Here is a 24,846-nt window from a genome sequence, read left to right as displayed (position 1 = left end):
TCTTTTCGGCTATCATTGTTTTCGATTCGTAGAAAATGTACAACTACTCCGTACATGTTAATTGTGAGGCTGGCGCCCACAATTAATGTTCACCCATCTACTTATCCGTTCGGAAAGGCAACGCTGGCAAGCCCGCTTTATTATATAGGTTAGGCATCGCCAGTTCATCCCACGCGAAACGCACAACCGGAAGATGATGTTTTTCACGTTGGATCACCACGGTATTTCCTTCAATCCGCGCTTTCGCTTTTTGATAATTGCCCGACTTATGCTTAATTACAAACCAGGTCGGATCCTCACCATTCGGTGTAAATAATCCCTCTGCTGCATGATCGAATGTTAACAGGATATGGTCGTCCGCTACGGTCATTTTTTTGAAAGTTGGTCCGTTATAAGGCAAGCCTTCGTACCCGTAATCTTTTGCGAGCGCCAAACGCGCTAATCTTTCTGCTATAATCCATTTGTACGAGGGGTGAATATCTTTGACATCATCGACCAAATCCGTCGTACTCACCATACCGGTATAAGGAATAGCTAAACAATCATATTGCACTTCCCAAAATTTAGGAAGCGCCTCCCATGTATTTACTACTGCATCATTACGCCGCTGGGAATAACTATAAGGAGCGAGCTGCACATAATAAAAGGGTAGCGTATCATCCTCCCAGCTTTTCCGCCACGCTTCAATCAACACCTTTTTTTTGTCTGCGTAATTCCCGATATCTCCGCGAATGAGATTAGTTTCTCCCTGATACCACAAGAAGCCGCGCAAACTATAAGGAGCGAGCGGCGCAATCATTTTGTTATACCGTATACCAACCGTTTCCCCATGCAATTGTTCTCCTTCCAACTGCGAACCAAATACGGACGAAGCAGCATAAGCTTCCGAGGGCGTCCAGGTTTCTATAGAGGTGCCTCCCCAAGAAGAAGAAATAATGCCTACAGGAACATCTAGGCTATCAACGAGTGCTTTCGCATAAAAATACCCAATCGCCGAAACTGGCGCTAAAGCAGCGGGAGATACTTTCTGCCAACCATTGGTAGGAAGTACGTCACTTTTTAAGTGTTTCTCGACATACAGCACACGGATCAGCGGGTCATTTGCCGCTTTAAACGCTTTCTCCAACAGATCAGGATCTCCTTTTTTCGGCTTCGCATACTGCGGATGGTTATGCATGGAATACTCCATATTGGATTGCCCCGAGACAAGCCAAACTTCACCGATCAATACATCTCGAAACGTCACTTTGTCTTTTAGACTCTGTACAACGAGTTGATTTGGTTCTTTACTAGCGGTAAGTTCGTCTAGCTGAACCGACCAGCGACCCTGCTCATCCGCAATCGCTGGTTTTACCTGTTCCTGAAAATGTACGGTAATTGCTGCACCCGGCGCGGCGGTTCCCCAAACAGGTACTTTCTTCCCCTGTTGGAGCACCATATGTTCGTTAAAAATTTTCGGTAGAATTATTTGTGCTTGCAAGCCGGTAGCTGACAAAATCATCAGCCAAATGATACATCTGTAATAGATATACTTTACCATAATTATTATTGTCTATTAAAGGTTATTTCCATGCCAATACACAGCGTCCTATACCAAAAAAATATTTATCGCCCTGCGTATATTTCGCGGTATACAAAACCGTAAAAGTACCGTCATCCTCTTCAATAGCACCTAGTGGTGTAACGCAACACACAACAAGTACTTTTTAATCATCATAAAATTTAAATTTAAAGGTATTGTAATTATTTAAAACGCTCACTTGAACGCGGAAGAAAGAAAATCTGAAATTATTCTCACAAGAGAACAAGATAAGTATAATTGGTTCAAAAACACGTACTTTTATTACGCTAAAACAAAAAATACAGTCTTTCAGTTGATAGACAAAGAGAAACTGAAATTTCCATAAGATGAAACCATCTATGAAACACTTAAACAACTTCCTCTTCACACTCATCTTCGTATCGATATTGAAGCCGGTATATAGTCAAACAAGGCCCAATATGCCTACCACCGTAGCGAAGACGCCCGTTAATTACGATGAAGCACTCGTGGGGAACTATACCCTACCCGATCCCTTACGATTAGCGAATGGAAAGGTCGTCGACGATACGATTACCTGGATCAACCAACGGAGGCCCGAACTGTTAACACTATTTGAGGAACTCCAATTTGGCAAAGTGCCTGGTCCGCCAGCAGCGATGTCTTATAAAATCGTTGAGACTGGTTCTGCATTTAATAATAAAGCCCTTCGGAAACAAATAACCATCTATCTAACAAAAGATACGGCAGACCATAAAATGAATCTGCTGGTCTATCTTCCCGTCCATTCAGGGAAACCCTCACCGTTATTCCTTACGCTTTCCTTTGTGACGAATGCCATGGCCGTAGATGATCCTGCCGTTAAACCAGGGTTAGCTTGGATAGACGGTCAAAAAGTCGTACAAACGAATTCTCATTTCAGCAAGATCGATGTTGAAAAATTTATCGATGCTGGATTTGGATATGCCACCGTTTACTACGGCGACATTGAACCTGATTTTAAGAAAGGGATACGTCATGGGATTCGAAGTCAATATCTAAAACCGGGCACATCATTTCCGGCTGCTGACGAGTGGGGCGCTATCTCGGCATGGAGCTGGGGGTTAAGCCGGGTAATGGATTATTTTGAAACGGATGCGGATATTGATGCCAAACGTATTGCATTAAATGGAGCATCGAGACTCGGTAAAACAGTTCTCTGGACAGGGGCTCGCGACAAGCGCTTTGCCTTGATCATACCCAGTATATCGGGCGAATCAGGTGCCGCATTGAGCCGGCGGAATTATGGCGAAACCATCAAACATATTACGGATACATCGCGATACTTCTATCAATTTGCCGCCAACTATCATGGTTTTGCGGACCGTGTAGCGGAGTTACCCATGGACAGTCATATGTTAATCGCACTGGTAGCACCGCGTCCGTTACTACTACAAACGGGCAATGAAGATTATTTCTCTGACCCCAAAGGGGAGTTCCTTGCGGCGCTGGCTGCGGAGCCTGTTTATCGTCTATTCGGCAAAGCAGGCTTAGGCAGAACAACCCTGCCAGAGGCTGGAAACACAAACTTGTTAAACACCTTGGGGTATTACATGCACAAAGGAGGTCACACGGTGCTACCCGAGGATTACGACATATTTATTCGTTTTATGCAGAAACACTTAATTAATGCTCCTAATCGGTAGTTTACATACTCGTGGGATACTACTCCCAATCAGCACATATAACGTATCCGCCCGACGAACTACATGTTTGATTCCTGAAGATTATTCTTAAAGTTCTGCGGGTAGAGATCTTTTAAGTTTTTGTGGTTGATTGACATGATATTCTCCAAGGTGTATTTCAGCCATTGGTACGGGTTCACATCATGCTTTTTGCAAATGGCAAAGAACGAATAGATCATTGCCGATCTTTGTGCTGCCTCATGACTTCCCGCCAAGAGATAGTTTTTTCGTCCCAGCGCAATTGGACGGATGGCATTCTCGACAAGGTTATTATCGATCTGTAGGTTTCCATCGTATAGATACGCTGACAGCGCATCCCAACGTGCGTAGGCATAGGCCATGGCCTTTCCGATCTGGCTTTTGGGCAAGGTGTTTTTGATCTCTTCAAAGATCCATTTGCCCATTTCGTTGATGACCGGCAGCGATTCCTCCCATCGCAGTTCCTTTATCCGATCAGCGGACAGTTGTTCTTCTTTTACCCTGCGCTCTACTTTATAGAGTTCCTGTATCATCAGAAGTGGCCTTTCAGCTCTCGGGCGATCATTGTCCAATGCCTTTTCAAACTCACGGCGTGCGTGTGCCCAACAGGCCAGGTGGGTGACCTCTTTTTTCTTGCCATACTTTTCATACACGGCATATCCGTCCGTCTGGAGATAACCTTTGAAAGTGCCCAGTGGAGTTGCTACCTTTAAGTAGAGACATTTATAGAGCAGATTTAAAAGAGTAACTTTAAATTTGACTGATATGAAACATAGATCATTTGACGATGAATTCAAAAAGATGACCGTTGAGCTATCTAAACTAAAGGGTTCCGTAAAAGAAGCCGCCGAAGAGTTGAATCTTGACCCTTCGCTTTTAAGCAAGTGGCGCAACAAGCCGGAGTTCAATGGAGGGAAGATTATGATGGACATAGCTGGCCTTAGCGAGGAGCAAATGGAGATTAGAAGGTTGAAAAAGGCGCTAAAGAATGCTGAGCTGGAACGGGATATCCTAAAAAAGGCAGTCGGCATCTTCTCCAAGGGAGACGGGGGATATACAGATTTATAGCCGAGCATAAATCGATCTATCCCGTTGAGAAGATGTCTTCAGTTTTTGGGGTCAGCAGCAGTTCCTATTATAAGTGGGTACAAGATCCGGTAGGGTTCTGGGAGCAACAGAATTCAGAGCTACTGACCAAACTCAAAGAAGTGTATTCTATGAGTAAAGGGCGATATGGTAGCCCACGGATCACTAAAGAACTGAATGCTGACGGCATAAAGGTCTCACGCCCACGCATCGCGAGGTTGATGGGAAGAAACGGCATAAAAAGTATTATGAAACGGAAATATAGGGTAACGACTAACTCTAACCATCTTTATCCGGTGAGTGCAAACTTGTTGCGAGGTGATTTCAGTACGACGGGACCGGGTGAGAAATGGGTAAGTGATATTACCTATATCAGAACCGGTGAGGGATGGCTTTACCTCACCGTGATCATGGATCTGGCAGACCGAAAAATTGTCGGCTGGAGTATGGATAATAGCATGGGCACCACTTCCACCGTTGTGGACGCATGGAAAATGGCCATAAAGAACAGACCCCCGGAGAAGGAACTTATTTTTCACAGTGACAGGGGGGTCCAATATGCCAGTCATGAATTCCGTAGATGTTTAAAGGGATTACCTGTACTGCAAAGTATGAGCAGAAAGGGAAATTGCTGGGACAATGCGATTGCCGAAAGTTTCTTCAAGACACTGAAAACGGAAATGGTATATCATAGAAAATTTGAAACCAAAGCACAGGCAAAACTTGAAATATTCGAATATATAGAGGTATGGTACAATAGAAAAAGAAGGCATTCTGCGCTGGATTACAGAACTCCAGTACAAGCGGAAAATGAAATGAGGAAACATAGAACTGAAGCTGCATAAAATGTCTCTACTTTTCTATTGCAATTCCAGTCAATAGAGAAAAATGTGACAATATTCAAACCTATAACCTGTCTTAATGAAAGACCAGTAGGGGGAGTGGGAAGTGAATAGATCAACAATTACGTAATGAAAAAGAGAAATCCCGAACATACGCCCGGGATTTTCTTTTTTTATAAACACAAATGATTAATCTGTGATGCTGAGCATGTAATTTAGTTTGACTGGCGTATTCCGGCGGGCTAACACTTCCACCTGTAATGACCTATGCCGGGGACTTTCACCCTATAATAATTGTCTTCCATGCAGCAGAATGCAAAAAAAATAGACAGTCCAAAATGAACTGTCTACTTTTTATCCATATAGAATCCGTTTTTTTCGGATTCTTTATTTGTTAATCCAAACTCTAGCCTGAACCGGAATAACTGTTTGGTCATTATCCAATATAACTTGAAACATAAAAGCTATTTCCAATCTGCTACTAGAAGAAGCCTCAAAATCAGCTACTAATTTCTCATTAGCTGCATTCTTGCTTCTAAATTCAGATATCGAAGAACTAAAAACTGCTGTTCTACCGTTGCCTGCAATCGGATTACTAATATAATTAACAAAATTCGCAGCACTTAAACCTCCAGCATTAATGCTCGTCGAGCCACCGAGTACCTTACGAATCTCTTTTATACTTCTTCCCGAATTTTCAGGAATCGTCAAGGTAAGTGTGAAATTACCTGTGGATAAAGGCACCTCAATATAAGGATTAAAACCGTGCGACGTTGCTTCTTGATAGGTTACCGGCACATCCGGATGGTTGTCGGAATAGAACTCATTGTAATCTTTCTCACAAGAGACCAAAACCATCATTAAAGATGTAACTAATATTGTGAATAATTTTCTCATCGTATTGTCTTTTATTAATTAACATCCCACCATACCTTCACGTTCGATTGCGGAATCGCACTACCTTGAGGCATGTTAGGGTTTCGTTGAACTTCTGAACTCAAATATACTGCTCTGACAGGTCGGGTACCATCGATACCTCCTGCGTTCTGGTGGGGAGCTAAGTCTGGATAACCCGTTCTTCTCCAATCGTTCCATTGCTCCAATCCATTTGCAAACAAGGAAATGTATTTTTGTGTAATGATTTGTTCAATTTGACTGTCATTTGAACCACTCAAAGTAACTACAGACGCATTATCAGCGAAGTAATCATTAATGTCATCGGCTGAAACTCCTGCTTCCGTCATAGAGGCTCTTATACCTTCCTCATATAAGGCTTGTGCATCTCCAGAAACACCTAACCGTACCACAGCCTCTGCCAGAATAAAACATGTCTGTGCGTATGTTAACAAACGAACCGGGCCTACACCGTCGACGCCCGTTGCATAGTTATTATACACCGAACGCGTACCAATAGGTGGAAATACTCCTCCAAAACCATTATCTGCAGTTACATACTGACCGTCATTTCGTGTTACAAAAATAGGTAATCTCGGATCATTTGTTGTGTTTAGCCTGTCCACAAAACGTGTGCTAATCAACAACTCATTTTGGAAAAGTGAATTGTGCGTCAGCGTCCATATAGGAGCTTGACTACCTACTTGTCCACCAAACCTAACAGACAAATTTGCACTGTTGGCATTAATATATTCGTTGTTTGCCAAAACTTCGTTGATGATGCTGGTCGCCTTTGCAGGCTCTACCAAGCTGATCTGTATCGCCAATTTTAGGAGCAGCGAATTGCCTGCACGCTTCCATTTTGCGATATCTCCACCGTAGACAATATCATCACTTCCGGGAGAATCGGCACTTTCCTGATCTAAATCAGCAAGCCCCTCTTTAACTAAATCAAAGAGACTTTTTATATTCGCCTCACTATTACCCATATAGATATCTCGTTGCGAATCTAATACGGGGGTTGCTTGTCCCTCACCCTTTAAAGCATCTGAATAAGGAACATCGCCCCATATATCCGTTGTCATAGCAAAAGTCAAGGCTTGCATAATTTTTGCAATACCCGCATAAGCAGGGCCACCTGTAGCTTCAGCTGTCTCTATAAGGCTCTGATAATTAACCAATGCACCTCCATATAGTTCAAACCGCCACTGGTTTCCAAAATCATCGCCATTGATAATATAACGGTCGTAATCCTGTGGGCTTCCTCCTGCCCCTGCCGTCACACTCATAATCGTAGACGCAAAGCGATTCAATTCATTATTGTTCGCAAATGCCGTACCCGCTAAAGCGGTTGGCAGCAACGTTGAAGACGGTACTTCCAAAGGATCATTTGGAGTATCATTGATATCCAAAAATTTATTACACCCCACAAAAGCAAAGCTTGCCAAAGTTAGGAGTGAAATCTTGATTATATTCTTTTTCAAACTCTTCATTGTTCTAAATTCTTAAAATGTTGCACGTATGTTAAAACCATAACTGCGTGTAGTTGGAATACCATTCAAATCCATACCTTGCGCATTTCCCGCCCCTTGGGTATTTATTTCTGGGTCAGTAGGAAATCCAGGGGCAAACATCCACAGGTTTCTACCACTAAAGCCGACAGATACCTGTCCAAATGGGCTGTTTCCCAATACGCTTTGCGGTAGGGAATAATTTACAGTAAGCTCTCTCAAACGATATGAAGTCGCGTCAAATACAGCAGCTTCAGACGCAATCCCTCCTAAACCTTGCCAATAACTTTGCGCCGATATTTGAATATCGTTTTTTCTGTAGGTACCATCGCCGTTGTCAATCACTCCCGGTAATATCCGCGGTTGGTCACGATCAGCTTCCGTCACAGCTAGTGCACCACCACTTCTCAAATCCACCTGTCCCATAGAGAAAATCTGACCACCTTTATTAATATCGAATAATGCTCCGACACTTATTCCTTTATAAGTGAATGTGTTGTTAATACCCAATGAATAATCTTTTTGTGGATTAGCGATCACTTCATTTGGCAAAGCCGGCACAAAAAGACCAGTGGTAGGGTTTATCAACAAATCGCCATTTTCATTTCTAACATTCTTCGCACCTACTATGACACCATAAGGATAACCTTCTGCAATAGAAGGTGTAATGCCACCAAAATAATTAACTGCCGGAATCACTGTACTAGTTAGCAAATCACCTCCTACCGGCTCTTCTCCAAAGATAGCAACGACGTTATTTCTAATACGTGTAAAGTTGAAGTTTACATTCCAACTGAAATCGTTGGTTCTTACTGGATAACCGCTTAACATTACTTCAATACCCTTATTGGTCATCTCACCAATATTCGACGTCTGTGTATCAAACCCGGAAGCGTTCGCAACCGCTACATTAAAAATTTGGCTTGTACTTTTCGTATTAAAATACGTAAAATCCAAATCTAAACGGTTATTGAAAAAACCTAGTTGTGCACCCACTTCATAAGAAGTAACAAATTCTGGTTTCAAATTAGGATTACCAATTCTTGAACTTCTTTGGAAACCTGTAATACTTGAACCACCCACAGAAATAGGAAATTCAATGCTCGCCGTATTATTACCGTAAGATGATGTAACGAATACCGAGTTTAGTAAGTAAGGATCCGCATCACGACCTACACGAGCAGCATTCACTCTAACTTTGGCAAAAGATAACACATCTGATTTCAAAACATCCCACACTTCTGTAGGTACAAAGCTTGCCGATGCGGAAGGATAAAAGTACGTATTGTTTTCTGTCGGCAACGTAGATGATTTATCTGCGCGTCCGGTTAATTCCAAAAACAGGTAATCATTGTAGCCCAAGCTAAGTTGCGCGTAATGTCCTATTAATCGTCTTTGTTCCGTATTAGCATATGACCCTGTAAACACACCGGCATTGCTCACATTATCAAAACCAGGAATTGTTAACGAACTTGCCACGACCCCTGATTCTTTATAGTTACGCTGGTTAATATTCTGACCTAATAACAAGTTAGCATTTAAGCCTTCCACAAAGAGATCATTTTTTGTAGCTCTAACCATTAAATCACCATTCAACTCTGATCTGAAGCGCTGGTCTTCATCAATAGCTCCTTGAGGAGCACGAGCTGCACCGTTACGTAAAACCTGTTTACGGGAATCAAAATAAGTATCTCCAGTCACCCGGTACGATACATTCAACCAATCGGTAAAATCGTAACCTATATTCAAGTTTCCGAAAACACGGTCTACATTTGACGTAAAGAATTCATTTTCTACACTCCAAAGCGGGTGATTTTGTGCTGGGTTATAATACAAACCATTTCCGGCATCATCGTATATCGGTGTACCCATGAGATCATAACTAACCGGAATACGGGTAATCTGACCAAAAGCACTACCACCGTTACCCATGGTTGACCCTTTTTGTTTTGTTTTACCATAGGTAATGGACCCTCCTATTTTAATTCCATTCTGTAATTTGGAATTACCGCCGACGTTTACTGTATGACGATTAAAATCACTTTCTCTTACCACACCATTTTGTAATGTACTCGACACCCCAGCAGTAAAGTTATGGTCTTCGTTTCCACCAGCTAAATTAACGGAATTTTGATAGAACGCCCCTGTTTGATAAAAGTCGCGCATATTATTCGGGTATGCTTGGTAAGGCACTTCCCTTCCTGAACCACCTTCAATTACCGTTGGCATCGTACCAAATTTTGGCCCCCATGATAAAGAACTCTGATTATTATAAATATTTTGAGATCCTTGTCCATACGAAGATTGGAATTTAGGAAGATAAGCTACATTCTGAAAGTTTGTTGAAGAACTCAACGTCACTTCTGTTTTTCCGCCCATTCCTTTTCCACTTTTCGTGGTGATCATTAAAACCCCAGCCGAAGCTCTTGATCCATACAATGCAGACGCAGCGGGTCCTTTCAATACGTTGATCGACTCAATATTATCTGGCGGTATATCGTTCAAACGGTTAGACGGTTGCGAACCAAATAAGGAGTTTTGGCTGTTATCTGTATCATTACTGAAAATAATACCATCAACCACAATCAAGGGTTGGTTATTACCTCCAAAAGACGTAATACCCCGAATGTTAATGTTTGTCGAAGAACCGGGTTGTCCAGAAGAACTTGAAATATTTACCCCAGCTACTTTTCCCTGCAAGGCATTTAATACATTAGGTTCAGAACGCTGCTGCAAGTTTTCTCCAGATACATTTTGTGTAGCATAACCAATTGATCGAGCAGTCCTTTCGATCCCTTGAGCTGTCACCACAACCTCCTCCAAAGAAGTTTCATCAGCCACTAGACTGATATTAATAGTCGAGCGGTTGTTTACCGGAACGCGTTGGCTTACATAACCAATGTACGAAAACGCCAATGTCGCATCTGTAGCGACATTAATAGAATAATTACCGTCTCCATCGGTCTGAGTGGCGCTAGAAGTACCTACGACCGCTACAGAAACGCCCGCTAAAGGGCTTCCATCGCTTGCCGACGTTACCACACCACTCACTTGTCGATTTTGTGCGAACGATACGCCTATTAGGCACGTTAGCACAAAAATTAAACTGAGTAATTTTTGTTTCATGTTTGTGTTGTTTAGTTATTTAATTTGTTGATTGTTCTTGTTAGTACAGATGAATAACAAAGCTGCAGTCCCCTTTGTTTGGTTGACGAGATTTTAATATGAAAAGAATTGTATGTCGAATTCATGAAATTATACAAACTGAGATTTGTGTAAGCTAAGTAAATATACCGTCTAGAATCCCGTATAAAACCGCAACCATTTAACAAAAAAACACTTCGATTCACCTCCTGCCTCGTCCACTTTTGTGTATTCCTTGTTTAGTTAATTATTATTTTCACTTTTTTAATAAGGCAAAAAGCCCCAATATTGCCTCCTACTGTGTTAAAAATTGTTAAACTGTGCAAACATAAAAAAATAACTTTGTTCTTGCAACTTTTCAAAAAAACTCCCCCAATTACTGACACTCGTTTAAGAAATAAGGCAAAAGCCTGCAAATTAGAAAATAAACTAACCAAATTAATAACCAGCATAAATCTTATATATCAAAATTAAATTCTGCAAAGGCATTGATGAATAGGGATAAAACGAAGCACGATACTATGAAAAAAGAACATAATATAAAGGAAGATTTTGTGCCGTAAAAGAATGTAAAACTTATCTTTGCACTATGCGCTTTGATATTATTACGGTTTTACCTGGCTTATTAGAAAGCCCTTTTGCACATTCTATCTTACAACGTGCACAGCACAAAGGTCTCGTGGACATTCACATCCACAACTTACGGGATTATGCGACAAACAAGCATAAATCTGTAGACGATTATCCCTATGGGGGTGGATCGGGTATGGTCATGCAAATAGAACCTTTCGCCGCATGTATTGAAAAATTGCAGAAAGAGCGTTCATATGACGAGGTTATTTATATGACACCAGATGGTCAAACACTCAATCAAGAGATCGCAAATACGCTATCCTCTATTGAGAATGTGATTATCCTCTGCGGTCATTACAAGGGAATTGATCAGCGCATTCGTGATGTATTCGTAACGAAGGAAATTTCCATCGGGGATTATGTACTTTCTGGCGGAGAACTCCCGGCAGCCATTTTAGTCGACGCCGTCGTGCGGCTGATACCAGGTGTTCTGTCCGACGAAACTTCTGCACTCACCGATTCATTTCAAGACGGTTTGTTAGACGCTCCTATTTATACCCGGCCAGCAGAGTGGCGCGGACACCGTGTGCCCGAGGTACTGCTTAGCGGACATGAAGCGAAAATCTCCGCCTGGCGGTACGAACAACAACTAATACGGACGGAAGAAAGGCGTCCAGATTTGCTAAATGATTAAGTTTAGTCTGCTTTTTTTATTTTTTTATCAAAAAAAGTTTGCTGAATAAAAAATATTCATAAATTTGCTTCACACAAATGATCATGAAAAAGTTACATACAAACTGGTGGTGGCCCGAGGTGAACAACGTCGGGGATGCGTTTGGCATGTAATGAAAGATATTCATAATCAACCAAAACCATTTTGAAAGTAAGCCCGGCCATAAAACGTCGGGCTTTTTTCGTTTGGAGAGATGGCAGTATAGAAATAAAAATTTACTATGTAACTTGCAACAGATATGAAATATGCACTGAAAACAAATTACAGAAAGATACTCGCTGACACAACGACACCGGTAAGTATCTATCTCCGACTACGGGACACGTTCCCCAACAGTTTATTATTGGAAAGTTCGGAATACCACAGTCGCGACAATAACATCAGCTATATTTGCTGCGAACCGATTGCAGGCATCACGCTTAATAAAGAGCAGCTTCGTATCGTAGAGCCTGGCGCGGAACCCGTTTATAAAAATGCCCACGAAATCAATCTTCGTGAAGAGGTGTCCGCATTTCGCCAAAATTTCTCGCAGCAGCCCATAGAAGGTGTAAATGTAATTTCGTCGGGGCTCTTCGGCTATTTCACTTTTGACACTATCGAGCACTTTGAGGACATCAAATTAACCGCAGGTACGCATCCGGCACGTGAAATTCCTTTTATGCAATACCACGTCTATCGGTATGTAATCGCGATAGACCATTTCCGAAATCAACTTTATATTTTCGAAAATTTGTTAGGTGGCGAATCATCTGACCTGGATAGATTGGAATATTTAATACAGAACAAAAACTTCCCTGAATATCATTTTAAACGCCAAGGTGGAGAGGATTCAAACATGACGGATGAAGACTTCCGGAACTTGGTTGATAAAATGAAGCAGCATATACGCCGAGGGGATGTATTCCAGATTGTGCCTTCACGTGCTTTTTCTACACCCTTTGCAGGCGATGAATTTAATGTATATCGCGCCCTGCGCTCCATTAACCCCTCGCCATACCTATTCTACTTCGATTATGGCGATTTCAAGTTGTTTGGCTCTTCGCCAGAAGCACAACTTACCATTAAAAAGGGAGAAGCGACCATTTATCCCATCGCCGGCACGTTCAAACGTACGGGCGATATGGAAAAAGACGAAATGATTGCGGAAGAACTGAAAAATGACCCTAAAGAATCGGCAGAACACGTGATGTTAGTGGATTTAGCGCGTAATGACTTAAGCCGCCACTGTACCGATGTGAAAGTAAAATCCTACAAAGAAGCGCAATATTATTCCCATATCATCCATTTGGTTTCTCAAGTTTCGGGCAAACTCCATCCAACGGCTAACCCTTTCGATGTAGTAGGCGACACCTATCCGGCGGGCACATTGTCCGGCGCTCCTAAACACAAAGCCCTTACCTTGATCGATCGCTACGAAGGTTTGCAGCGTTCTTATTACTCAGGCGCTATTGGTTACATGGGTTTCAACGGTGACTTTAATCATGCTATCATGATCCGTTCGTTTTTGAGTAAACGAAATGTGCTGCATTACCAAGCGGGTGCCGGCATCGTACTAGATTCTGACCCGGAAAAGGAGCTACAGGAAGTGAATAATAAAATTGCGGCTTTACGCCGTGCCCTAGAAATTGCAGAAACGTTATAATATAAAATGAATAACAACAAGATATTAGTAATCGATAATTACGACTCATTCACTTACAACCTCGTACATCTATTACAGGAATTAGGCCAGGAATATACCGTGTGGAGGAACGATAAGTTCGAACTGGACGACGTGGCACCATTTGACAGCATATTACTCTCTCCTGGGCCGGGCATACCAGAGGAAGCGGGTCTATTGATGGATGTAATCCGTCGGTACGCACCTTCTAAGCGCATTCTAGGGATTTGTCTCGGGCAGCAAGCTATCGCTGAGGTGTTCGGAGGTACTTTATACAATATGCCTAAACCCTTACATGGGATAGCCACAGATATCGTTATTACGGATGAAACAGAAAAACTTTTTCAGGATTTTCCGAAGGACTCTAAAATTGGACGCTACCATTCTTGGGCAGTATCCAAAGAGGATGTCCCCGAATGCTTACACGTGACGGCACTAGATCCTGATGGCGTTATCATGGCAATGCGTCACGCCACGTATGATGTGCGTAGTGTGCAATTCCATCCCGAATCCGTATTGACGACCAACGGAAAGAAACTGATAGCGAATTGGTTGTCTTAATTACACTTTTGACCGCAAAAGTGTAGCAAAACTCGTCGCTTCGGATTTTTGGTATAAGGAATAGTACTAAGGATGAGTTTCTACAGTTACCAAAGTTCCGGATGCGACATTTAATGTTAATTAGGAATAGTGCAAATGGAAGCATAGTTTCAAAAATGGTAAAGATGATGATTTATGACTATACTAGATAAAATAATTGAAAAGAAGAAAATAGAGGTGGCGGAGGCTAAACAGCGGGTTTCGTTGGAAGAACTAGAGCGATACCCCCTCTTCGACAGGACTTGTTATTCGTTAAAAGAATCGATATTGGATCCGGAACGGACGGGCATCATCGCGGAATATAAGCGCGCTTCACCGTCTAAAGGGCTTATCAACGGCACATCGACGGTTCAGGAGGTGGTTCGTTCCTATCAGGATGCTGGTGCTTCGGCCATATCGGTACTAACGGACAGCGACTTCTTCCAGGGCTCCTTATCGGATCTGGAAGCGGCAAGAGCGGTGCTACAAATCCCTTTGCTGCGTAAGGAATTTATTATAGATGTATACCAGATAGCGGAAGCAAAAGCCTATGGTGCGGATATCATCCTCTTGATAGCGGCTTGTTTGGATAGCGAAGAAATAGAGACCTATGCAGATTACGCGAAATCGTTGGGACTAAATGTATTGCTGGAAGTACATAATGAAGAAGAACTACAACGGAGTTTCTTCGAAAGCATCGACGCTATCGGGGTAAATAACCGTAACCTGAAGGATTTCGTGGTCGACTTAAATCATTCTTACGATCTGGTGAAACAAATTCCGGACAGCTATATCAAGGTCTCGGAGAGTGGCATATCAGATCCAAAAACGATCCAAGCTTTACGCAATGCAGGCTTTCAAGGATTTCTGATCGGTGAAAATTTCATGAAAACCGAAGATCCGGGCAGGGCCATAAAAGAATTTATAAGTCAATTGTAAAAGGCATCTTATGAGATGCCTTTTACAATTGAATATTAATTTTTAACCCGTTTACGTATACCTTTCTCGGCACGTTTTTGAGCTGTTTTGATTTTATAATCCAGCCACTTATCCTTGAACAATTTTCGCATGGTATCATCAAAGTAGCGAGTAACAAACAGGTTTCTAGCCCCTTTTATCTTCTCGCTCAGTGAATTGGCTAAAGCACGGACAGAAATAGAGTACCCTTCGGTTTCGTATTGTATATAGTGCCACCAACCTGCGGGCATATAAAGGGTATCGCCAGCTTGGATAACGGCTTCGTAACCGGCTAACAATTTTAATGCAGGATACTCATCCGGGCTGCTTGTTTTCAAGTTGGCAATGCTATGAAAGTTATAAGGCAACTTATACATTAAGTCAGATTGATCATTTGGAAAGAGCCAAATCCGCTTTACACCTTGAAACTGCGATATAAAGACATGCGACATGTCGATGTCAAAATGGTTACGCGTGGCGGAACCTTCTCCCCCAAAAAACATATAAGGAAGCCACTGCAAAACTTTGCCACCAGTCACATCATTGTAAATAACGTCTTTTTTTAATTCCGGTCTCAGTTTCATCAAATTAAAAAGAAACAGGCGCAACTCGGTCGGCTCTGTACTAATTTTATCGAGATATTCTCCAAAACTCATTCTACCCACTGGTGGGCTGGCAGCATGGTTTTGCGATTCTTCTTCGCGTCCATATACGTCAATCTGCTCGTTTCCGGCTATTTCTTTGAAATAGTCATAACTCCATTTTTGCCAACAGGGGCTCTCCTTGCTGATAAAGTCCTTGATGATCACTGGCTGTCCTTTGTTGAGATAATCCCGAACAAAATCTTTTGGAGCGATCCCTGATATACTATTTACTGGTTTTAGTTTCACAAGTTTTCACGCTTAACAACTATTTACAAACTTAAAAAATATCCTTTTATTGCCGTAAGACAAATTCAATTTTACGGCACAGCTATTAAGGAGCAAATTAAGTAGAATTATGGTAAATAAGAAATGATTAACGTCATTATTGACGTTATTTATTCACCTGCTTAATGTACTGCTCTACCGCCATCGTCATGCTTGGCGCTTCCGGCGTAGGTGCAGGTATATCTAAAATTAAGTCGTGATTGAGCAGCTCTTGCTGCGTGGTAGCGCCGAAGGCGGCTATTCGGGTATCTTTCTGTTTAAAATCCGGGAAATTCTCGAACAGTGACTGTACGCTTGAAGGACTGAAGAAAACGATCACATCATAAAAAACGTTTTCTAGGTCTTGGATATCGCTGATTACCGTACGGAAAAGTACCGCTGGCGTAAAGTTGAAGCCGTTATCTTGCAACCACTTTTGGGTTTCTTCATTAGCCACATCCGAACAAGGGAAAAGAAATCTTTCTTTCGCATGCTTAGCCAATACGTCTTCCAAATCTTTAGCGGTTTGTTTACCAAAGAATATCTTACGTTTACGATATTGAATGTACTTTTGCAAGTAAAGCGCTATTGCCTCGGATATGCAGAAATATTTCATATCGGCCGGCACTTCATAACGCATTTCTTCACAAACACGGAAGAAATGATCCACCGCATTTTTACTCGTAAAAATAACCGCTGTAAAATCTGCAAAATTGATTTTATCTTTCCGCACATCTTTTGCCGGAACGCCTTCTACATGAATGAACCCTCGAAAATCCAGTTTTAAATTATATTTGTCTGCTAGGGCAAAATACGGAGATTTGTCATTTTCAGGTTTAGGCAAGGTAACTAAAATACTTTTTACCTTCTTGGCTCTTGCTTCTTCTACTTGCATATTCAATTTTTTAATTGCTCAATGTTCTAACCAATATCATAATCGGCGCTACTTCAAGTGCGCAAAGATACAGAATTAAATAAAAAATTGAAAACTTTAGATTTCCGAAAAGGCGGAACGCAGTTCTCAAAAACCTATAAATAAACAAGATAGACACCAGCGCACCGAACAAAATTAACAGAATCTTAAAATACGATGCGGGAGCGAGGGTAGCCGTCAACAGAAAAGGCATTAAAAAAAGCATACTGTTGAAATAAACGAGGTAAAGTACAGCCACGTATTCTCTTACTAAACGATCTATTTCGAATACGAATGAAATAAAACGGATAAGGAGTATTTTAATGATAAACAGCAGCGCGACCAGTAACGCGGTTCGCATATAGTTTTCCCAGCTCAGCACCATCAAACGCTCAAAGGAGGATTCAATAAGCACAATAAAAAGTCCGAGAGCCAGGCTGAATATAAGGTAGAGAAACACATAGGGCCAGGATGTCAGCATACTATTTTCTTTACTGACTTGTTGTAACGTCCGCTCGTCGTAGTAGGCTTGCACGATCATGCTAAAGTCTGCCGGAAAGGCAAGACGCACCAGCGCTACGGCAAGAAATAATAGAAAGACGACCAACAATATCCAAACCGGTCGTTCTACCTTCATATCACCTACCCCATACGATAGGCTATCGCGGGGCCCTCTTTTGGCCTCCATATAGTCCAAAAAGGCTATCGGATTTACGCTGCGCTGTTCGATTTCAGTCAGAAACTGCGCTGCCAGCTGATGCGGACGATCCGCTGAAAGGAATACGTAATCGAATGTGTCAACCTCCGCTATGTTCGCCTCCTGCCCCCATGCGGTGCTGATCAGCAAACACAGGATACTACCAAGAAAAATATGCTTCAATAGATACATCCGAAAATATGCTTATTCCGGCGTAAAGTTAGTATAAACTTTCCCTTTTTTTACTTCGTTTTGATCAAGAAAAAATGATGACGAAAAATTTCCGTATTTTTGCAAAAAATCATCAAGATGACTGTTAAGATAGGTGAGCATATTGATTTGGGTAAATTTCCGCTATTGCTAGCGCCCATGGAGGACGTCAGTGACCCACCATTCCGCTACGTGTGTAAGCAAAATGGGGTGGACATGATGTATACGGAGTTTATTTCTTCGGAAGGGTTGATTCGAGATGCAGCCAAATCCAAACAAAAGCTCGACATCTTTGAATACGAACGACCGATCGGTATACAGATTTTTGGCTCGGACATCGAAAGTATGCGCCAATCTGCCGAGATATGCACCTTAGCAGCGCCTGATTTAATTGACATCAATTACGGCTGTCCGGTGAAGAATGTAGCTTGCCGGGGCGCCGGCGCCAGCCTTTTGCAGGATATCGATAAGATGGTGGCCATGACCAAAGCCGTGGTCGATGCGACACATCTTCCGGTCACCGTAAAAACCCGTCTCGGCTGGGATGATAATACGAAGAATGTTTATGAGGTGGCTGAACGGCTACAAGATGTAGGTATCAAAGCCTTATCCATCCATGGCCGTACCCGGGCACAGATGTATAAAGGTCAGGCCGACTGGAGCATGATCAGGGATGTAAAACGTAATCCCCGCATACATATTCCCATTTTTGGAAACGGCGATATTGATTCGGTCGAAAAAGCCGCTGCCTGGCGCATGGAATATGAGGTAGATGGTATTATGATCGGAAGAGCGTCCATTGGATACCCATGGATTTTCCGCGAAGTCAAACATTTTTTTGAAACGGGAGAACGATTAGAAGGCCCTACCATCGACGAGCGGGTGGAGGTATGCAAAACCCATTTAATTAAATCTATTGAATGGAAGGGCGATAAAACGGGGGTTTTCGAAATGCGCCGCCATTACGCAAACTATTTCAAGGGTATACCGAATTTCAAAGAATATCGCACGAAATTAGTTGGTTTAGGTAGTCATCAGGAGATTTTAGAGGTACTGGAAGAGATTAAGGAACGTTTTGCAGAAGGCATCTTCTTGTAAGGACGGTACGCTCCAAATGCCTAATTTCAAATTATTTCCGCCTTGCAAGTAGGGATTGTAGCTGTTTCCTTTCCAAAAACAGGATCACCACAGCAAACAACAGCAGCATCCCGTTGCCTATCCAGAAATTACTATCAAAAATAAAGAAGCTGATTAGCGAAATCCCGAGGCTCACGACCAAATAAAGTACAATTTTAAGGAAGTGATAAGGTATGGGATAATATTTCTGCCCCCAATAAAGAGATAGCCCGATCATAATGAAATAGGCTACGGAAGTGGTAGCCACGGCTCCAACATAGGAAAAAACTGGAATGAGGACAATATTGAGCCCAATAGTTGCCAACGCGCCCACTAAGGATATATACAAGGCAAATCGGGTCTGGTCTGTCAGTTTATACCAAACGGATAGATTCATATAGATACCCAACAGGACAAAATTAAATAGGATAAAAGGTACAACTTTAAGTCCCGTCCAATAGACGTCTGGCTGCAGCTCGTTTCCTTTAATAAAATATTTCAGCCAATCTAGGTTAACCGTAATTCCCACCATAACCAAGACCATTACAATCACAAAAAATTCCATGATCCGGGCGTAGGTGCGTGATGCATTTTCGTTTTTAGCGTAAGAAAAAAAGAAGGGTTCCGCACCTAAGCGAAAAGCCGTAACAAATAGGCTCAAGAACACGGCCAGCTTGGTGACCGCTGCATAGATACCCAGGTCCGTCTTTCCCGCTTCGCCGGGTAATAATTTCGGAAAAAGTATCTTATCCAGATTTTCATTGATAATAAAGGATATATTCGCCACTAAAATAGGAAGACTATAAGCCAGCATGCTTTTCATCAGCGGCTTGTCGACGCGCAATTGTAACGTTAATATTTCGGGTAGCAACAAACATAGGGTTAGTACACTCGCCAGCAGGTTTGAAAGAAACACGTAGCCGATCCATCCTTCTTGAAACCAACCTGTGGCGAAATCGGCCCAAAAAGCAGAAGTTTTTATCCAAGCGGGTAAATAAACGAGAAAAAATAAATTGGAAAGAAGGATAACAAAAATATTAAAAAACTTCAGATAGCTATAGCGAATAGGACGTCCTTGTGCTCTTAATTTGGCAAAAGGTACTACGGCCAGGGCGTCGGCAACTAAAATAAATATAAAGTACCGGATGTACCGCGCATATTCTTCCGGACGATCACCGTTGGCGAACCAGGCAGCTATGGGATCTATAAAGATGAAAATAGAAATTAACAATAGCGCCGCGGTAAATAGGGTCACGATAAAGCTATTATTGAATACCCGCCCTCGGTCCTGGGGATCAACTTTCTGTAAGAAGCGAAAATAGGTCGTCTCCATACCAAAAGCCAGTATAGCATTCAGCATAGAAACCGAGGCGTAAAGATTGGAGTACACCCCGTATACGGCCGCGTCCTTAAACTTGCGAAGATACAGCGGTGTCATCAAAAAACTGATCATCCGGGAAACAATGGTTGTAAAACCATAAATCACCGTATCGCTCACAAATTTTTTGACGGAAGACACTGTGGTTATTTTTTCTTTTTTACGACTTCAAAATTCTTAAAACCCCTTAACGCGTCCTCAACAACACTTACCTCCATCACTTCAGCGTTATCAGGTCCATCCTGACAAAATTCCAATAACGTGTCCACGGCAAAAGAATCGCCTTCGGCCTCTAAATAAACCGAGCCGTCGGGTTGATTCATCACAAATCCTTTTACGCCAAGCTGATCAGCGACGGCTTTACAAGTTGCTCGATAAGATACGCCTTGTACTTTGCCTGTAACCGTAATACGTAGATGTTTCATCATTAAGAGCAAACTTAGATAAAATGCGCTGTATTCGCGAACGTCGGCGCAAAAAATTCGCGCCGACGTGTACGGTTTAGAGGAACACTACACGATCCGTTTCAAGGTCACTTTTTCCGTCAGACGCAAATTATTCATTCCTTCTAACAACAGTAGGCCGGGAGTCTTACCCACTTCTATAGAGCCAAACTGGTGGGCGACACCTAATGCTTCGGCACCATTAATCGTTGCCCAAGGCAAGATCTGCAAGAAGTCTAACTGATTGGTATGTGCGGAAATTACTTTCAATTCCGCCAGAATATCCAACGTATCATTCGATGCCAGACTGTCGGTACCCACGATCATTCTTTTGGGGTTAGGCACAAAATTGAGTATTTTAGGTAATGTCCCCTCTATATAGAGATTTGATTTTGGACACACACAAAAATAGGCGTCTCTGCCCAATCGTTCGATAAAGTCCACGTCTTTTAAAGACATATGGATATTGTGTACCAATATCAGGGGATTGTTTTTAGGCAAATGTCCTAAATAGGATTGAATGGAGTTCCTCGCTTGCGCTTTGAACGAACTCGCGTCAATGCCCATCTCCTCATAAAAATCCAAAAATTCCCCTTCCCTATACCGATAAAGCTTATTCTCTTCTTCACTCTCTTGGTTATGGATACTGAGAATATTGTCATCACTCACCAACTTTCGGATCGCTTTAAACAACTCTTTTGAACAGGAATAAGGCGCATGCGGTGTAATGGATGCATGACTGGTATCAAAATAGAATTCCACATCACGGGCTTTGTCCACGCGAGGCTGTATATCTTCCTTCGCCATGGCCATTATTTCCACAAAAGTGTGATACTTTATGCGACTTTTGGCTTTCATTTTTGCGGACAGTGCCGTATTCACATGGTCTCCTACAACCTGAATACCATTATTATACATCAACTCGTCTGCCGCATCGATCTGTGCTAAAATATCTTTTTCATCGGCTGCTCGCATCTTCATGACATCCGCCAAAAAACGAGGCAACCCTGTGCCCTTTTTTGTTTTACCTGCCATATGCGACAACTCCACATGACAGTGGGCATTTACAAATCCAGGAATTAATACACCGTCGTAAAACTCTTTTTCTATACCCGATACGGCCCGATCCGTTTCTTCATAGACGCCCCTAACGGTGCCGGTTTCATCAATAGCAACGACACCCTGTCTGATGAAGCTACCTTTCACAGGAACAACAATACTTGCTGAAATATACCTCATTTAACTAATTGAAATAATTTGTTATCCATATTTAATCAAATATTAAGCCATAATTTGATTAAATGAAATTTATCTTTACTTTTGCTCTTATCGTAAGGGGTGCCTTGTTTGGTTTAAACACAAAAACGGGCTGAGATTATACCCAGTTTCGCGTTAACGCGAAACGCACCTGATCCAGATAATGCTGGCGTAGGGAAGGTTAGTTAAATAATAAGCTACTGCTAACCCCTTGGCAATAGAAAGTTTAACTTAGTTTAATAATTTTTTTATGGTAAAAAATGGATTGATGACCCTCGTGCTGCTTTTCGGGGCATTCTTTGCTGTTGGGCAGACTCCATTCACTGTGCGCGTCTTCGACGCAGCGCGAAACCCCTTGCCGGGAGCAACGGTTGTCTTACAAGGAAACACCACCATTAGTGACGCACAAGGTAGGGCTACCTTTACGGGCCTAAAACCCAAAACGAGCTCCTTACAGGTGCGCTATGTAGGATATACCGCTTTTCAGAGAAACGTATTGCCTGACGGGCAGGGCGACATAACGGTGGTATTGCATTTGGAGACCAGAATGGCAGATGAAGTTCAAGTGATTGCGACACGTGCCGCGGATAACGCCGCGACCACTTACAAAAATCTCAACAAAGAAGATATCACGCGAGGCAACCTTGCACAGGATATCCCCTATCTTCTGGACCAGACACCTTCTGTGGTTATTGGGTCGGATGCGGGTGCAGGAGTTGGTTATACGAATTTAACGATTCGTGGATCGGACAACCAGCGTATCAATGTCACGCTGAATGGCATTCCTTTAAATGACGCCGAAAGTATGGGATCGTTTTTTGTAAACCTACCTGATTTTGCGTCGAGCGCAGAGAGCATTCAGATCCAACGGGGTATAGGAACTTCGACCAACGGTGCGGGTGCCTTTGGTGCCTCGCTCAACATCCAATCGGATGTGTTGGAACGTAATCCCTACGCAGAACTCAATAACAGCGGGGGGTCTTATAACACCTGGAAAAACACGATTAAAGTCGGTTCGGGATTAATGCCCAATAAATTTGCTTTTAATGCGCGCTTATCGCGGATTAGCTCGGATGGATATATCGATCGGGCTACCTCCGATTTAAAATCATTTTACGTGGACGCAGGTTACTACGGCGAAAAGCACCATTTGAAGGCTACGGTATTTTCGGGAAAAGAGAAAACTTACCAAGCTTGGGATGGGGTGCCCGAAGAGATGTTGGATATTAACCGTCGTTATAACGGATTTACATACGAGAACCAGACGGACAATTACACGCAAACACACCATCATCTTCATTATAACTATTTTGCATCGGACCGGACGACCCTTAATATGGCGTTGCATTATACGCGGGGGGCTGGTTACTACGAGGAATACAAGGATGGAGAATCCTTTAACCGCTATGGCTTAGCTCCTATTGAAATCGGTGGCACCACCATTAATACCACGGATCTCATCCGTCGTCGTTGGCTAGACAATCATTTTTATGGAACGGTATTCTCGGTAAATCATCAACTGAACGATAATCATAACCTTATTTTTGGCGGAGGCGCGAACCAATACCGAGGCGACCATTATGGTGAAGTAATTTGGGCACAATACGCATCGGATAGTCAGCTTGGTGACAAATACTATTTCAACGACGCGGACAAAAATGACGTGAATGTATACGGAAAATGGAATGCAAGCTTTGGCGCCCTGCGGCTGTACACGGACCTGCAGTATCGGTTTGTGGACTACACGTTCGAAGGGTACAACCATAATCTGGAGCTCGCGGACGTAAACGTGAAACACCATTTTTTCAATCCGAAGATTGGGACTACCTACTTGCTGTCGCCGAAGACTAGTGTCTACGCATCGTACGCATTCGGTAATAAGGAACCGGTTCGCGACGACTATGTGGATTCTTCACCCAATGCACGACCGAAAGCGGAGCGCATGCATAATATTGAGGCCGGATACCGACTACGCGGAGAATCGTTGAATATTGGTGCCAATATATACGGTATGTTCTATAAAGACCAACTCATTAAAACCGGTGAGATTAATGATGTAGGAGCGTCTATACGCGAAAATGTACCCAATAGCTACCGCATCGGGGTGGAGCTGGACGGCGCATGGCAGCTATCGAAACAATTTAGATGGAAAGCCACTGCAGGTATCAGCGAAAATAAAATAAAAAACTACACAGAATACCTTACGGTAATGGATGAAGATTGGACAGAACTCGACGAACCTCAGGTAGTACAACATTACCCATCAACCACGATTTCATTTTCTCCGTCCGTAATCTTGTCCAACGAATTTGCATACGCACCTATACCGTCATTGGAATTCAGTTTGGCCAGCAAATACGTGTCCAGACAATTCCTAGACAACACCCAATCGACCGAAAGAAGTGTGGATCCGTTCTTCGTGAACAATCTCCGCTTACGCTATAACTTTTCGTTGCTGGGCTTGGAGAATATCGATGCGAACTTAGCGGTTAACAATATTTTCAATGAGAAATATGAATCCCACGGCTATACGTACGGCGGGATTACGCCCACCGGCACGCGTCTTTATGGTAATGCCTATTTTCCACAGGCGGAGACAAATTTCTTACTGGGCTTAAATATTAGGTTCTAAACTTTTTTGACAGATAGTTTACAGGGCAGTCTCATAGGGCTGCCCTTTCTATTATTCCAAAATAATCTTT

The 24,846-nt window shown here is 42.5% G+C and carries 18 protein-coding genes, 1 pseudogene and 1 riboswitch; of the genes and pseudogenes, 8 read left to right on the top strand and 11 right to left on the bottom strand.

Annotation, left to right across the window (positions count from 1 at the left end; translation table 11 throughout):
* Positions 1-97 precede the first annotated feature (97 nt).
* Positions 98-1,540, bottom strand: a complete 1,443-nt coding sequence (locus tag LKO28_RS09020) for a sialate O-acetylesterase (protein ID WP_227694471.1) — start codon at positions 1,538-1,540, stop codon at positions 98-100.
* Positions 1,541-1,920: 380 nt separating this feature from the next.
* Between LKO28_RS09020 and LKO28_RS09015 the strand changes: the two genes are divergently transcribed.
* Positions 1,921-3,225: a hypothetical protein gene (locus LKO28_RS09015; protein WP_227694470.1), complete on the top strand. Its 1,305-nt coding sequence runs from the start codon at positions 1,921-1,923 to the stop codon at positions 3,223-3,225.
* A 59-nt stretch (positions 3,226-3,284) separates the two neighbouring features.
* On the opposite strand, the pseudogene tnpC reads toward LKO28_RS09015, so the two are convergent.
* Positions 3,285-3,938, bottom strand: a pseudogene (gene tnpC, locus LKO28_RS09010) (IS66 family transposase); the annotation flags it as partial.
* A 70-nt stretch (positions 3,939-4,008) separates the two neighbouring features.
* Here tnpC and LKO28_RS09005 point away from each other — a divergent pair.
* Positions 4,009-5,174, top strand: a protein-coding gene (locus tag LKO28_RS09005) for an IS3 family transposase (protein WP_227694469.1) whose coding sequence is annotated in 2 segments (ribosomal slippage) — positions 4,009-4,264 and positions 4,264-5,174 — 1,167 coding nt in all. Because the reading frame shifts where the segments join, the coding sequence is not laid out codon by codon here.
* A 384-nt stretch (positions 5,175-5,558) separates the two neighbouring features.
* Here the strand turns inward: LKO28_RS09005 and LKO28_RS09000 are convergent.
* The 3 genes from LKO28_RS09000 to LKO28_RS08990 are packed head-to-tail and all read right to left on the bottom strand — an operon-like array spanning position 5,559 to position 10,702.
* The gene (locus tag LKO28_RS09000; RefSeq protein ID WP_227694468.1) at positions 5,559-6,032 is read right to left on the bottom strand and encodes a hypothetical protein; all 474 of its coding nucleotides are present in this window, start codon (positions 6,030-6,032) and stop codon (positions 5,559-5,561) included.
* 50 nt (positions 6,033-6,082) lie between these two features.
* Positions 6,083-7,558 (bottom strand): SusD/RagB family nutrient-binding outer membrane lipoprotein, encoded by a 1,476-nt coding sequence (locus tag LKO28_RS08995; protein ID WP_227694467.1) that lies wholly within the window; start codon positions 7,556-7,558, stop codon positions 6,083-6,085.
* Between the two features lie 12 nt (positions 7,559-7,570).
* On the bottom strand, positions 7,571-10,702 hold the full coding sequence (locus tag LKO28_RS08990) for a SusC/RagA family TonB-linked outer membrane protein (RefSeq protein WP_227694466.1): 3,132 nt from the start codon (positions 10,700-10,702) through the stop codon (positions 7,571-7,573).
* 607 nt (positions 10,703-11,309) lie between these two features.
* On the opposite strand from LKO28_RS08990, the gene trmD reads away from it, so the two are divergent.
* From trmD to trpC, 4 genes are all read left to right on the top strand, one after another.
* Entirely contained in the window at positions 11,310-11,987 is a 678-nt protein-coding gene (gene trmD / locus LKO28_RS08985; RefSeq protein WP_227694465.1) for a tRNA (guanosine(37)-N1)-methyltransferase TrmD, read from the top strand.
* Positions 11,988-12,264: 277 nt separating this feature from the next.
* Entirely contained in the window at positions 12,265-13,668 is a 1,404-nt protein-coding gene (locus LKO28_RS08980; protein ID WP_227694464.1) for an anthranilate synthase component I family protein, read from the top strand.
* A gap of 6 nt (positions 13,669-13,674) precedes the next feature.
* Complete coding sequence (locus LKO28_RS08975; RefSeq protein WP_227694463.1) at positions 13,675-14,247, top strand: anthranilate synthase component II; 573 nt, start codon at positions 13,675-13,677, stop codon at positions 14,245-14,247.
* Between the two features lie 174 nt (positions 14,248-14,421).
* Entirely contained in the window at positions 14,422-15,204 is a 783-nt protein-coding gene (gene trpC / locus LKO28_RS08970; protein ID WP_227694462.1) for an indole-3-glycerol phosphate synthase TrpC, read from the top strand.
* A gap of 35 nt (positions 15,205-15,239) precedes the next feature.
* On the opposite strand, the gene LKO28_RS08965 is transcribed toward trpC, so the two are convergent.
* The 3 genes from LKO28_RS08965 to LKO28_RS08955 all read right to left on the bottom strand — a co-directional run bounded on the left by LKO28_RS08965 (position 15,240) and on the right by LKO28_RS08955 (position 17,932).
* Positions 15,240-16,112, bottom strand: a complete 873-nt coding sequence (locus LKO28_RS08965) for a cupin-like domain-containing protein (RefSeq protein ID WP_227694461.1) — start codon at positions 16,110-16,112, stop codon at positions 15,240-15,242.
* A gap of 145 nt (positions 16,113-16,257) precedes the next feature.
* Complete coding sequence (locus LKO28_RS08960; RefSeq protein ID WP_227694460.1) at positions 16,258-17,025, bottom strand: uroporphyrinogen-III synthase; 768 nt, start codon at positions 17,023-17,025, stop codon at positions 16,258-16,260.
* 10 nt (positions 17,026-17,035) lie between these two features.
* Complete coding sequence (locus tag LKO28_RS08955) at positions 17,036-17,932, bottom strand: DUF4271 domain-containing protein (RefSeq protein WP_227694459.1); 897 nt, start codon at positions 17,930-17,932, stop codon at positions 17,036-17,038.
* Positions 17,933-18,049: 117 nt separating this feature from the next.
* Here LKO28_RS08955 and dusB point away from each other — a divergent pair, with 117 nt between their 5' ends.
* Positions 18,050-19,048 carry a tRNA dihydrouridine synthase DusB gene (gene dusB, locus LKO28_RS08950; protein WP_227694458.1) on the top strand — a complete coding sequence of 333 codons (999 nt, stop codon included), beginning with the start codon at positions 18,050-18,052 and terminating at the stop codon, positions 19,046-19,048.
* Between the two features lie 31 nt (positions 19,049-19,079).
* Here the strand turns inward: dusB and LKO28_RS08945 are convergent, their stop codons facing one another.
* The 3 genes from LKO28_RS08945 to LKO28_RS08935 form a co-directional block, all read right to left on the bottom strand.
* On the bottom strand, positions 19,080-20,585 hold the full coding sequence (locus LKO28_RS08945) for a polysaccharide biosynthesis C-terminal domain-containing protein (RefSeq protein WP_227694457.1): 1,506 nt from the start codon (positions 20,583-20,585) through the stop codon (positions 19,080-19,082).
* 5 nt (positions 20,586-20,590) lie between these two features.
* Positions 20,591-20,872 carry an acylphosphatase gene (locus tag LKO28_RS08940; RefSeq protein WP_317206623.1) on the bottom strand — a complete coding sequence of 94 codons (282 nt, stop codon included), beginning with the start codon at positions 20,870-20,872 and terminating at the stop codon, positions 20,591-20,593.
* 84 nt (positions 20,873-20,956) lie between these two features.
* Positions 20,957-22,126: an amidohydrolase family protein gene (locus LKO28_RS08935; protein WP_227694456.1), complete on the bottom strand. Its 1,170-nt coding sequence runs from the start codon at positions 22,124-22,126 to the stop codon at positions 20,957-20,959.
* A gap of 88 nt (positions 22,127-22,214) precedes the next feature.
* Positions 22,215-22,340, top strand: a riboswitch (TPP riboswitch).
* Positions 22,341-22,394: 54 nt separating this feature from the next.
* Between LKO28_RS08935 and LKO28_RS08930 the strand changes: the two genes are divergently transcribed.
* Positions 22,395-24,776: a TonB-dependent receptor gene (locus tag LKO28_RS08930; protein ID WP_227694455.1), complete on the top strand. Its 2,382-nt coding sequence runs from the start codon at positions 22,395-22,397 to the stop codon at positions 24,774-24,776.
* Positions 24,777-24,846 lie beyond the last annotated feature (70 nt).

This window comes from Sphingobacterium sp. FBM7-1, from assembly GCF_020687765.1.
Taxonomy (GTDB): Bacteria; Bacteroidota; Bacteroidia; order Sphingobacteriales; family Sphingobacteriaceae; genus Sphingobacterium.
The sequence above is the reverse complement of the archived record's forward strand: the minus strand, read 5'-3'. Positions and strand labels throughout refer to the sequence as shown.